Origin of the sequence: Kitasatospora sp. NPDC091257 (assembly GCF_044757675.1) — a bacterium.
GTDB classification, from domain to species: domain Bacteria; phylum Actinomycetota; class Actinomycetes; order Streptomycetales; family Streptomycetaceae; genus Kitasatospora; species Kitasatospora lactacystinica.
In genome coordinates, this window is the sequence record NZ_JBIVVI010000126.1 from 1 (window position 1) to 11,774 (window position 11,774).

The following is an 11,774-nucleotide window of genomic DNA, read 5'->3' on the forward strand; positions in this document are numbered from 1 at the left end:
GGAGGGGCGGGGTTCAGGCCAGGCCCAGCTCGTCGCCCTCGCGCGGGGCGAAGAAGCGGGCGACGTCCGCCTCCGTCACCTCGGCGAGCGTGCCGGGCTTCCACTGGGGGTTGCGGTCCTTGTCGACCACCTGCGCGCGGATGCCCTCGACCATGTCGTGGCCCTCCAGTACGGCGCAGGAGATCCGGTACTCCTGGTCGAGCACGGCCTCCAGCGAAGGGAGCGTGCGGGCGCGACGCAGCGCGGCCAGGGTGGTCTTGACGGCGGTGGGGGAGTTCGCCAGGAGGGCGACGGCGGCCTCCTTCGCCTCCGGGACACCGGAGTTCAGCAGCCGGTCGACGATCTCCTCGACCGTGTCGGCCGCGTAGCAGGCGTCGATCCAGGTGCGCCGGTCGGCCAGTGCGGCGGGCGGTGCGGGCTCGGCGTGCGCGGCGACGAGGGCGGCGACCTCGCTGCTGCTGCTCCCGCTCGCCGCGGCGGTGCCCCGGCTCAGGGCGTCGAGCAGGTCCGGGATGCGCGCCGAGGGTACGAAGTGGTCCGCGAATCCGCAGAGCAGGGCGTCGCCCGGGCCCATCGAGGCGGCGGTGAGCCCGAGGTGGGTGCCCAACTCGCCCGGGGCGTGGGCGAGCAGCCGGCTCCCGCCGACGTCCGGGGCGATGCCGATCCGGGTCTCGGGCATCGCGACGGTGGACCGCTCGGTCACGATCCGCACCGCGCCGTGGGCGGAGACGCCGACGCCGCCGCCCATGGTGATGCCGTCCATCACCGCGACGTACGGCTTCGGGTAGCGGGCGATCAGGGCGTTCAGCCGGTACTCGTCGCGGAAGAATGCCCGGGTGCCTGCTCCGCCCGCCTTGGCGTCGTCGTGCATCGCGCGGATGTCGCCGCCCGCGCACAGTCCGCGCTCGCCCGCGCCGGTCAGGACGACGGCGCGTATCCGGTCGTCCCCGGCCCAGTCGTCCAGGGCGGTGCGCAGGGCGGTGACCATGCCGTGGGTCAGCGAGTTGAGCGCCCTCGGGCGGTTCAGCACGAGCCGTCCGACACCGCCGTCCAGGAAGGCCTGGACCTCCGTCACCTCTGCGCTCATCGGGCCCGCTCCCGTCCCTCGGTGATGTCGACGCGGTTCGGTGTCCGCCGGGCCCGGTCGCGGCCCGTCGGCGCCCCGCCCGTCGGCGTCCGTTGCCGTCGTCCGCCGTTCGTTCCCGCCGGAATCCTGGCGTCCACCGTACCGGGGGTCGGGAGGCGTTCCGATCACCGGGCCGGGCCGGGCAAGGGCGAACAAGGGTGGGCGGGGAGGGCCGGGAGGTTCGGGAGGTTCGGGGCGCGGTCGGGGGCCGGGGTTCAGGGCCAGGCGCGCAGGGCGAGTTCGGCGGTGCGGGCCAGGTCGGCGGCGGTGGCGCCGTCCCGGGCCTGCTGGGACATGCCCTGGAGGACCGTGCCGAGGTATCCCGCCAGCGCCTTCGGATCGGCGTCGGGCGGCAGTTCGCCGTCCTGCCGGGCCTGGTGCAGCCGGGCCTCGAAGGTCCGCAGGTTCGCGTTGCGCAGCTCGCGCAGCCGCTCCTGGACGCCGGCGTCCTGCGGGGCGACGTTGGTGGCGGCGGAGATCACCAGGCAGCCGGCCGGATGGGACGGGTCGGGGTAGATGGCGGCGGCCTCGCGCAGGATGCGGGCGAAGGCACCGTACGCGGTGGGCTCCTCGGCCAGCGCGACGGTCGCGAACGCGCCGACGGGCGAGCGGCCGTACTGGCGGACCACCTCCTCGAACAGTGAGCGCTTGTCGCCGAAGGCCGCGTACAGGCTGCCGGGGCGGATGCCCATGGCGGTGGTGAGGTCGGAGACGGAGGTGGCGTCGTAGCCGAGCTGCCAGAACAGCCGGGTGGCCGCGGCCAGGGCCTCGGCGCGGTCGAAGGCCGGCGGGCGGCCGCGCCGGGGGCGGGGTGGCGCGTCGGGTGCCGCGCCTGCGGGTGCCGCCTTCGCGGGTGTCCCGGTCGTCTGCTGTGCCTCGCTCATGCCCCAAATTTTAGAGCAGTCGCTCAAGAAGTGTGTGCTAGCGTCTTTCTTGAGCGATGACTCAATAATTATCGGATACGGCGAGAGGGGACTCGGCCATGGGTGCGGGCACGTACGGACTTCAGGGCAAGGTGGCGCTGGTCACGGGCGGCAGCAGGGGGATCGGCCGGGCCATCGCCCGGCGGCTGGGGCGGGACGGTGCCACCGTCGCCGTCGGCTATGCCCGGGACGGGGCCGCGGCGGAGGAGGTGGTGGCGGACATCCGGGCCGACGGCGGGCGGGCGTTCGCGCTGCGCGCCGAACTCGGCCGGCACGGCGACGCGGCCGCGCTCTGGGCGGCCTTCGACGCCGGGATCGGAGCGCACGCCCCGGACGGCGGCGTCGACATCATCGTGAACAACGCCGGGATCGGGCGCAGTTCGGACCTCGAAGCGCTGACCGAGGAGGGCTTCGACGAGGTGTTCGCGGTCAACGTCCGGGCGCCGTTCTTCGTGGTGCAGCACGGACTGAAGCGGCTGCGGGACGGCGGCCGGATCATCAACGTCTCCAGCGGGGCCGCCCGGTTGGCGATGCCCGAGATCATCGCCTACGGCGCGACCAAGGGGGCGCTGGACACCTTCACCCTCAACCTCGCCAAGCAGCTCGGCCCGCGCGGGATCACCGTGAACTCGGTCGCGCCCGGCATCGTGGACACCGACGTCAACGCCGGCTGGCTGCGGGGCAACCCGGAGGCGGAGGCGTACGCGGCCTCGGTGGCCGCGCTCGGCAGGGTCGGGCAGCCGGAGGACATCGCGGACGTCGTCGCCTTCCTCGCCTCCGACGACGCTCGCTGGGTGACCGGGCGGATCGTCGACGCCACGGGCGGTGCCGGGCTCTAGACGGAGGTGGGCGAACGGGAAACGGATGACAGCTGACAGATGATGAAATCTGTCAGCTGTCATCCGTCATCCGTGATCCGTCATCGGTGATCTGTTGTCCGTGGTCGGGTTCGGCGTGGCTCCCCGGCCTCCGGTCCGGGCCCTCAGCCCCGAACCCGCCCGGTGACCTCGCCGAACCCGACCACGGTGCCGTCCGGCCCGGGCGCGGTGGCGGTGATGGTCACCTCGTCGCCGTCCTCCAGGAACGTCCGGGTCGTCCCGTCCGGGAGCTTCAGCGGCTCCTCGCCGTTCCAGGTCAGCTCGATCAGCGCGCCCCGGGTGTCCCGCTCCGGCCCGCTGACCGTGCCGGAGGCGAACAGGTCGCCGGTGCGCAGCGAAGCACCGTTGACGGTCATGTGGGTCAGCTGCTGCTGCGCCGTCCAGTACATGGTGGCGAACGGCGGCCGGGAGACCGGGTGCCCGTTCAGCCGGACCTCCATCGCCAGGTCCAGGCCCCACGGCTCGCCGCCCCGGTCGTCCAGGTACGCCAGCGGCTCGACGTCGCGCTCCGGCGGCGTGACCCGGGCGTGCTCCAGGGCCTCCAGCGGGACGATCCACGGCGAGATCGAGGTCGCGAAGGACTTGCCGAGGAACGGGCCGAGCGGCACGTACTCCCAGGCCTGGATGTCGCGCGCCGACCAGTCGTTGAGCAGGCAGACGCCGAACACGTGCTCGCGGAAGTCGTCCAGCACGACCGGGCGGCCCAGCTCCGACGGCGCGCCGACGACGAAGCCGACCTCGGCCTCGATGTCGAGCCGGCGCGACGGCCCGAAGGTCGGCGCGGCGTCGGCGGGCGCCTTGCGCTGCCCGAACGGCCGCACCACCGGCGTGCCGGTTACCACGACCGTGCCCGCCCGCCCGTGGTAACCGATCGGCAGGTGCTTCCAGTTGGGGGTGAGCGGCTCCGAGCCGGGGCGGAAGATCCGGCCCAGGTTGGTGGCGTGGTGCTCCGAGGCGTAGAAGTCGACGTAGTCGGCGACCTCGAACGGCAGGTGCAGCTCCACCTCGTCGGCCGGCAGCAGCGCCGGCGACAGCGCCTCGCGGAAGGACTCGTCGGTGAGCCAGGTGATGAGGTCCGCCCGTACCCGGGTCCAGACCGGACGCCCCGCCGCCATCAGCGGGTTGAGCGAGTCCGCGTCCAGCAGCACCGACGGCGCGCCGGCCGCGCGGGCGGCCGCCCCGGCGTCCAGCACGAAGTCCCCGACGCGCACGCCGATCCGGCGCCGCCCGGGCCGGTCGGCGGCGGTGAAGACGCCGTACGGCAGGTTGTGCACGCCGAACGGCGAGTCCTGGGCGCTGGCGAGCCAGCTGCTGGGGCTGCTGGGGGTGGTGCTCAACGGTCCTCCTGGTGCAGTGGACTGGGCGACGACAGCAGGCCGAGCGCGGCCAGGTCGCCCAGGGGCTCGGCGATGCTACAGGTGCCGAACGCGGTGAACGAGTTGCGGATCACCGTAACCTGACGAGCCGTCAGTGCGCGCACCGCCTTGGCCAGCACCTCGCCGTCACGCTCCGCCAGCACCGCCGCGGCCGCCGTCCGGTCGGTCTCCTGCGCGGCCAGCAGCACGTTCAGGAAGCCGTGGTGCTCGAACCCGGTCTCCGGGTCGGTGTGCCGGACGGCGTTGTGCAGCCCGGCCGTGCACTTGTACGGCAGCCCGCGCCGCGCGCAGCCGGTGAGGAAGGAGGCCAGCTCGTCCTCGTCCGGGAACGCCTCGGCGACCAGCCCGCCGGTGCGGAACTTCGCCCGGTACGGGCTGTCCACCAGCACGTCCAGGACGGCGTCCAGTCCGTCCCCGCGCAGGAGTTCGCGCGGCAGCTCGACGGCGGCCGGGACGTCCGGTGGCAGCAGCCGGTCCAGCGCGGCCACCGCCTCGGCGGCGTCCCGGGTGGCCAGCTCGACGCCGGCCAGCTCGAACGGCGCGGCGGCGGCGAGCGCCGGGGCGAGTTCGGTGCTGCCCCCCGGCAGCACCAGCCCGACCTTGAGCGGCCGGCCGCCCGCCGCCACCGCGCCGCCCGCCGCCACCGCGCCGTCCGCCCCCGCTGCGCGCCCCTGGGCCGCGGCGGTCTCCGGGGAGTTCGCGACCGCCGCGGCCAACTCGCCCAGTCGGCCCGCCCCGCAGAGGAGCGGGCCGACCGCCTCGGCGTACCAGGCCGCGCGGTGCAGCCGGTGCGCGGGCACCGCGTCGACGATCGGCAGGTTCCCCGGCGGGAACACCGCCGCGTCGTCGAACAGTCCGTGGAACAGCTCGGGGATCACGCCCCCCGGCGGCAGCGTGTTCATCGCCCGGGCCCCCGACCGGCCCAGGTCCAGGCGTAGTTCGCGTCCTCACTGGCCCGGCCGCCCTCGCCCAGCTCCAGGGGGCGGAAGGTGTCCACCATGACGGCCAGCTCGTCGAAGAACTCCGCGCCGATGCTGCGCTCGTACGCCCCGGGCTGCGGACCGTGGGTGTGCCCGCCCGGGTGCAGCGAGATCGAGCCCTGGCCGATGCCGGAGCCCTTGCGGGCCGCGTAGTCGCCGCCGCAGTAGAACATGACCTCGTCGCTGTCCACGTTGGCGTGGTAGTACGGCACCGGGATCGCCAGCGGGTGGTAGTCCACCTTGCGCGGAACGAAGTTGCAGATCACGAAGCCGTTGCCCTCGAAGACCTGGTGGGCCGGCGGCGGCTGGTGGATCCGGCCGGTGATCGGCTCGAAGTCCTTGATGTTGAAGGCGTACGGGTACAGGCAGCCGTCCCAGCCGACCACGTCGAAGGGGTGGTGCGGCACGGTGTAGCGGGTGCCCGCGACCCCGTTCGGGCCTCGGTGCTTGACCAGCACCTCGACGTCCCCGGGGGCGTCGACGACCAGCGGGCCGACCGGTCCGCGGAAGTCCCGCTCGCAGTACGGCGCGTGCTCCAGCAGCTGCCCGTACTTCGACAGGTAGCGCTTGACCGGGGTGATGTGGCTGTTCGCCTCGATGCAGTACGCGCGCAGCGGCTCGTCCCCGGCCGGCACCCAGCGGTGGGTGGTGGCGCGCGGGATGATCACGTAGTCGCCCTGGCCGACCTCGATCGAGCCGAACACCGTCTCGACCGTGCCGGAGCCGGACTCCACGTACACGCACTCATCGCCGAGCCCGTTGCGGTAGAGCTCGCTCGGGGCCCCGGCGGCGACGTACGAGATCCGGACGTCGCCGTTGCCGAGGACCAGCCGGCGGCCGCCGACGACGTCCGCGGACTTCCAGTCCTGGTCCGCGAACAGCTCGTGCAGCTTGAGGTGCCGGGCGAGGAGCGGGTGGTTGGGCACCGTGGACTGGTCCGGCAGCTCCCAGGGCACCGCGTTGACCACCGCCGAGGGGATGCCCCGGTGGTAGAGCAGCGAGGAATCCGAGGAGAACCCCTCCTCGCCCATCAGCTCCTCGTAGTACAGCCCGCCTTCGGGAGTGCGGTGCTGGGTGTGCCGCTTGGGCGGGATGCTGCCCAGCTGCCGGTAGTACGCCATCTCCGTGGTCCTCCTCGACCGTCTGGCAGAGATCCGTGTTCGTCAGAGCTCGTCGGAGCCCGCCGAAGGCCCGCTCGTCGGAGCCGGTCGGAGGCCGGCCCGTCGGAGGCCGGCCCGCCGGGAACCGGCTCGTCGGAGCCGTCGGACGCTCACAGGTTGCCGCGTCGGTCCTGCTCGCGCTCGATGGACTCGAAGAGCGCCTTGAAGTTGCCCTTGCCGAAGCCGAGCGAACCGTGCCGCTCGATGAACTCGTAGAAGACGGTGGGGCGGTCGCCGACCGGCTTGGTGAAGATCTGCAGCAGGTAGCCGTCCTCGTCGCGGTCGACCAGGATGCCGCGCTTCTTCAGCTCCTCGATCGGCACGCGCACCTTGCCGATCCGCTCGCGCAGCTCCGGGTCGTCGTAGTACGCGTCGGGGGTGTTGAGGAACTCCACGCCACGCGAGCGCAGCACGTCGACGGTGGTGAGGATGTCGTTGGTGGCGAGCGCCATGTGCTGGCAGCCGGGGCCGGTGTAGAACTCCAGGTACTCGTCGATCTGGGACTTCTTCTTGGCGACGGCCGGCTCGTTGAGCGGGAACTTCACCCGGTGGTTGCCGCTGGCGACGACCTTGGACATCAGCGCGGAGTACTCGGTGGCGATGTCGTCGCCGACGAACTCGGCCATGTTCACGAAGCCCATGACACGGTTGTAGAACGACACCCATTCGTCCATCCGGCCGAGCTCGACGTTGCCGACGGCGTGGTCGAGGGCCTGGAAGAGGCGCTTGGGCGAGCCCTCGGGGTGGGTCACCCTGCTCGCAGCGACGACGTAGCCCGGCAGGTACGGGCCGTGGTAGCGGGAGCGGTCGATCAGGGTGTGGCGGGTCTCGCCGTAGGTGGCGATGGCCGCGCGGCGCACGGTGCCGTTCTCGTCCGAGACGTCGTTCGGCTCCTCCAGCACGGTGGCGCCGGACGCGCGGGCGTGCTCGATGCACTTGTCCACGTCCGGGACCTCCAGGGCGAGGTCGACGACGCCGTCGCCGTGGCGGCGGTGGTGGTCCAGCAGCGGGCTGCCCGGCTGGACACCGCCCTTGATCACGAAGCGGCAGGAGCCGGAGCGGAGCACGTACGCCTTGCGGTCCCGACGGCCGGTCTCCGGGCCGGAGTAGGCGACCAGCTCCATGCCGAAGACGACCTGGTAGAAATGGGCCGTCTGGGTGGCGTTGCCGACCACGAAGACGACCGCGTCCTGGGCCGTCACGGGGAACGGGTCGGCGGCGGCGTCGTGCTCGACGAGGCCGACGAGGCGGCGCAGCTGGTCGGCGTCAAGACCGGCCTCGCGCTCCTCGGGGGTCAGCTCAAGGGCGTGGGTCTGCGGGGTCATCGCTCGTTCCTCCACTTCGGGCCTCGCCGTCGAGGCTTCCGCTGGATCGCGACCGCACCGCGTACGGGTGGGCGGTGTGGTTGCGGAGAGCTTGCTCCTGTCGGGGTGGTTGGGCAACAGGTCGGATTTTGACTGCTCAATGTGTACAAGCTGATCAGAAAATCCCGCTGTCGGCTGCGCAAAATGTGCTGCTGACCGGGGACGATGCCCGAAGTCTGCGCAATGGGACGGTCACGTACTTCCGGGGCCGACGGGGCGGGGGAGGTGGCGGAGGAACCAGTCCGAGGCCAGCTCGGCGACCCGGTCCAGCGTCCCCGGTTCCTCGAACAGGTGGCTCGCGTGCGGCACCACCGCGAGCCCGGTCTCGCAGCGCAGCCGGCTCCGGGCCCGCCGGTTGAGGTCGAGCACGGTGGGGTCCAGGGAGCCGACGACGAGCAGCGTCGGAGCGCGGACCCGGGCCAGCGTGTCGGGCGCGGCGAGGTCCGGGCGACCGCCCCGGGAGACCACGGCGCGCACCGCCGGGCCCAGCTCGGCGGCGGTGTGCAGCGCGGCCGCGGCGCCGGTGCTCGCGCCGAACAGCCCGAGCGGCAGGCCCAGCGTCTCGGGCACGGCGGCGTCCGGGCCGCTCTGTGCCGCGCCCAGCCGCCGGGCGACGGCGGTCAGCCGGCCGCCCAGCAGCGCCACGTCGAACACGTTCCGCCGGTCGGGCTCCTCGGCCTCGGTGAGCAGGTCGAACAGCAGCGTGGCCAGCCCGGTGCGGTTCAGGTACTCGGCGACGTGCCGGTTGCGCGGGCTGTGCCGGCCGCTGCCGCTGCCGTGCGCGAAGACGACGACCCCGCGCGCGCCGGCCGGGACGGTCAGCCGGCCCGCGAGGCGGACCCCGGCGACGGGCAGCGGCAGCTCGCGGTCGACCCCGGCGGAGGCCGCGGGCGGGTCGCCGCCGGCCTCGGTCAGCAGCCGCAGCACCTCCTCGTCCCCGGTCTGCGTGAAGTCGGCGTAGAACTCGCCGATCGCGTAGAACGGGGACGGCGTGTCGACGCAGACCATCTCGTCGGCGACCTCGTCGAGCCGCTCGGCCCAGTCCGCGGGCGCGACCGGCACCGCCAGCACCACCCGGGCGGCGCCCCGCTCCCGGACGATCCGGCAGGCCGCCCGGGCGGTGGACCCGGTGGCGATGCCGTCGTCCACCACGACCACCGTGCGTCCGCGCAGATCGGCGGGCGGCCGGTCGCCCCGGTAGCGGCGGGCCCGGCGCGCCAGCTCGGCGCGCTCGCGCCGCTCCACCTCGGCCAGTTGCTCGTCGGTGACCGCGGAGAACCGGATGACCTGGTCGTTCAGCACCCGGACGCCGCCCTCGCCGATCGCCCCCATGCCGAGCTCCGGCTGGTAGGGCACGCCGAGCTTGCGGATCACGCAGATGTCCAGCGGCGCGCCGAGCACTGCGGCGACCTCGGCGGCCACCGGCACGCCGCCCCTCGGCAGCGCCACGATCACGGTGTCGGGGCCGGCCAGGTGGCCCAGGCGGGCGGCCAGCCGACGGCCCGCCTCGGTGCGGTCGGCGAAGCGGGTGAAGTGGGTTCCGGTGACGTGCATGACACGGCCTCCGGTTCCACCGTACGTCGTTCCGGTCGGCGCGGGGCGTTCGCGGGAGGGGGCGTCCGGGTGCGTGCGCAGGTCACCGCGCGGGGCGGCGCGCGGGGGTGGGAACCGGTCCGGACCAGGAGGGAGCAGAACGGGAGCAGGACGGAATCGCGGGTCGGGACGGTGGGCGGGGACCGCAGGTGGGGCGGGCCGGGACGGTGTCGGGATCGGACCGGGATCCAGGCCGGGATCGGGCCGGGAACCGGGGCGGGATCAGGTCGGGATCAGGTCGGGATCGGGCCGGGATCGGGCCGGGAGCCGGACAGGACGACACCCCCGTGTGGCCGGGACAGCGGGTGGCGCACCGTGGATCGCAGAGGCGGACCGCAGAGCCCGCCCGCGACCGGAAGGAGCCCGTCATGTCGGGCACCGTCATCACCGACCTGCGCCGCCGAGGCGCCGTCGACCCCGGCCGCCTGCTCGCCGGACCGCTGCGTGGTGTCGGCCTGCAACGACTCGACCCGGGCCACCGCACCGAGCTGGCCGCCGACGGCATCGAGCACGCGCTCTACGTCACCGCCGGCTCCGGGCTCGCCGAACTGCCCGAGGGCGCCGTGCACCCGGACCACCCGGAGCGCGCCGACGCCGGCCTGCCGCTGGTCGAGGGCACCGCGGTCGTGCTGCCGCTCGGTTCGCGGACCGTCCTGACCGCCGGGACGGCCGGGCTGGAGTACTTCCATGCCCTGCTCACCGTCCCCGCTCCCTCCGTCCACCGCTCCGAAGCCTCTCCCGAAGAAGGTGACCCCAGGTGATCGTCACCACCGACACCGGCGCGGCCATGGTCGTCATCGGCCCGAACGGCGAGCGCGTACGGATCCGCTCCCTCGCCCGGAGCCCGATGCTCGCCACTGCCTGCGAGGCCTTCGACCACCTGCGGCTGAGCCCGGGCGCCCACCACGTCCTCCCGGGCCGGCCCGACACCGAGACCGTCCTGCACGTGCTGCGCGGCGCCGCCGTCGTCGGCCGACTGTCCGACGAACCGGATCACTTGGCCTCCGAGGGAGACCTGCTGCTGGCCCGCCGCGGCCGCGCCCTGCACTTGGAAGCCGGGCCGCTCGGCGCGGAACTGCTCTGCCTGACACTCGCCGTTCCCCGACACACCGCCGGCACCCGGGCCGCCCTGGCCCGGCGCCGTGCCGCCCGCCGCGACCGGCCCTGACCGGGGCTGGTCGGCCCTGACAGGCGCTGACCGGCGCTGACCGGCGCTGCCAATCCTGCCTGTCCTCCAATTCCCTTGGAGGTGACCACTCGTGATCCTCGTCCCCGCTGCCGTCCCCCGCACCGCGCCCGCGTTCCAGCGGCTGATCGATCCGGAGCAGCGGCCGGCCGTCCGCGCCGGACTCACCGTCGAGGCGCTGCCGCCGGGCGTCCGGATCGAGCAACTCCCGTACGAATCGGTCGAGTCGGTGACCGTGGTGCTCTCCGGTCGGCTGTTCGCGGCCGGCCGGATCCTCTCCCCGGGCGAGGCGCTGCACCACCGCCCCGGAACCTCCTGCCGGATCTCCGCCGTCCGAGGCACGCCGACCACCGTGCTCACGGTCAGGCCCGTTCCGCCCCGGGCCGCCATCCCGGCCCAGCGGTCGGACTCCGCGCCCGCCGCGAGCCGGCGGCAGGTGGAGGTGGGCACCGCGCGGCTCGACCCGTGCGGAACCTGCGGACCGTACACGGACCGGGCCGCCGACGCCTTCCTGGTGGTTCTCACCGGGGCCGCGGCCTTCCTCGGAGAGCTGGGTGAAGTCCTGTTGCTCTCCGGCGACTTGGTCTACGTCCGGGCGGGGGAGCGGTACGGCCTGCGGGCCGGCCGGCGTGGACCGGTCACCGCCGTGCTGGGCCGCGTCGGCGCACCCGGCGCCGCTCTGGGGCCGGAATGGGACGGCCGGCCCGTGCGCTCGGGGCAGACCGGTCCGCAGGGTTGAGACCGGAGCGCTCGACCGTGATCGGTCACGCGAGAGGAATGTCGACGGGCCGGCGTCCGCGCGTGCGGACGCCAGCCCGCGGCGTGTACCGGGTGAGGATCCGGTTTCGACGGCCCGGTGTCCCGGGCGGCCGGGGCCCGGTCTCGAATCCCGTCCCGACGTGAGCCGGAGCGGTCGGGCCCCGGCTCCTCCCGGCTCCTCCCGGCTCCTCCCGGCTCCTCCCGGCTCCTCCCTGCCCGTCCCGGCCCTTTCCGGCCCGTCCCGGCCCTTCCCGGCCCGTTCCCGCCCCGACACGCTGAGGACTTCACGAGCACGTCACGGAAAGTCACGCGATCGCCGCTGATAGTGTCGGCCGGGTGGATGAAGAACAGCCGTTGGCGCCTGTGGATCCGGGTGGCACTCCGGCCGTCCGTGTGCTGATCGTCGACGACCACCCCCTCTTCCGGGAG

The 11,774-nt window shown here is 73.8% G+C and carries 11 protein-coding genes; 4 read left to right on the top strand and 7 right to left on the bottom strand.

Translation table 11 applies throughout. The features are described 5' to 3' along the window. Positions 1 to 13 precede the first annotated feature (13 nt). Both ACIQOV_RS08690 and ACIQOV_RS08695 read right to left on the bottom strand, forming a co-directional pair. On the bottom strand, positions 14 to 1,075 hold the full coding sequence (locus ACIQOV_RS08690; RefSeq protein WP_401046470.1) for an enoyl-CoA hydratase/isomerase family protein: 1,062 nt from the start codon (positions 1,073 to 1,075) through the stop codon (positions 14 to 16). Between the two features lie 266 nt (positions 1,076 to 1,341). Then, complete coding sequence (locus tag ACIQOV_RS08695) at positions 1,342 to 2,010, bottom strand: TetR/AcrR family transcriptional regulator (RefSeq protein ID WP_401046455.1); 669 nt, start codon at positions 2,008 to 2,010, stop codon at positions 1,342 to 1,344. Positions 2,011 to 2,108: 98 nt separating this feature from the next. On the opposite strand from ACIQOV_RS08695, the gene ACIQOV_RS08700 reads away from it, so the two are divergent. Further along, positions 2,109 to 2,888 (top strand): SDR family oxidoreductase, encoded by a 780-nt coding sequence (locus ACIQOV_RS08700; RefSeq protein ID WP_401046457.1) that lies wholly within the window; start codon positions 2,109 to 2,111, stop codon positions 2,886 to 2,888. A 143-nt stretch (positions 2,889 to 3,031) separates the two neighbouring features. On the opposite strand, the gene fahA is transcribed toward ACIQOV_RS08700, so the two are convergent. The 5 genes from fahA to ACIQOV_RS08725 form a co-directional block, all read right to left on the bottom strand. Then, on the bottom strand, positions 3,032 to 4,264 hold the full coding sequence (gene fahA / locus ACIQOV_RS08705) for a fumarylacetoacetase (protein ID WP_401046458.1): 1,233 nt from the start codon (positions 4,262 to 4,264) through the stop codon (positions 3,032 to 3,034). After that, the gene (locus ACIQOV_RS08710) at positions 4,261 to 5,205 is read right to left on the bottom strand and encodes a hypothetical protein (protein ID WP_401046460.1); all 945 of its coding nucleotides are present in this window, start codon (positions 5,203 to 5,205) and stop codon (positions 4,261 to 4,263) included. Before ACIQOV_RS08710 ends, fahA begins: the two co-directional genes overlap by 4 nt. Continuing rightward, positions 5,202 to 6,404: a homogentisate 1,2-dioxygenase gene (locus ACIQOV_RS08715; RefSeq protein ID WP_401046462.1), complete on the bottom strand. Its 1,203-nt coding sequence runs from the start codon at positions 6,402 to 6,404 to the stop codon at positions 5,202 to 5,204. Before ACIQOV_RS08715 ends, ACIQOV_RS08710 begins: the two co-directional genes overlap by 4 nt. A 149-nt stretch (positions 6,405 to 6,553) precedes the next feature. Further along, the gene (gene hppD, locus ACIQOV_RS08720) at positions 6,554 to 7,768 is read right to left on the bottom strand and encodes a 4-hydroxyphenylpyruvate dioxygenase (protein ID WP_359900421.1); all 1,215 of its coding nucleotides are present in this window, start codon (positions 7,766 to 7,768) and stop codon (positions 6,554 to 6,556) included. A gap of 231 nt (positions 7,769 to 7,999) precedes the next feature. Continuing rightward, positions 8,000 to 9,361: a phosphoribosyltransferase family protein gene (locus ACIQOV_RS08725; RefSeq protein WP_401046465.1), complete on the bottom strand. Its 1,362-nt coding sequence runs from the start codon at positions 9,359 to 9,361 to the stop codon at positions 8,000 to 8,002. Between the two features lie 407 nt (positions 9,362 to 9,768). Between ACIQOV_RS08725 and ACIQOV_RS08730 the strand changes: the two genes are divergently transcribed. The 3 genes from ACIQOV_RS08730 to ACIQOV_RS08740 all read left to right on the top strand — a co-directional run bounded on the left by ACIQOV_RS08730 (position 9,769) and on the right by ACIQOV_RS08740 (position 11,325). Beyond that, positions 9,769 to 10,161 (top strand): hypothetical protein, encoded by a 393-nt coding sequence (locus ACIQOV_RS08730; RefSeq protein ID WP_359900425.1) that lies wholly within the window; start codon positions 9,769 to 9,771, stop codon positions 10,159 to 10,161. Then, positions 10,158 to 10,568, top strand: a complete 411-nt coding sequence (locus ACIQOV_RS08735; protein WP_401046467.1) for a hypothetical protein — start codon at positions 10,158 to 10,160, stop codon at positions 10,566 to 10,568. Before ACIQOV_RS08730 ends, ACIQOV_RS08735 begins: the two co-directional genes overlap by 4 nt. A 91-nt stretch (positions 10,569 to 10,659) precedes the next feature. Beyond that, on the top strand, positions 10,660 to 11,325 hold the full coding sequence (locus tag ACIQOV_RS08740; RefSeq protein WP_401046468.1) for a hypothetical protein: 666 nt from the start codon (positions 10,660 to 10,662) through the stop codon (positions 11,323 to 11,325). Positions 11,326 to 11,774 lie beyond the last annotated feature (449 nt).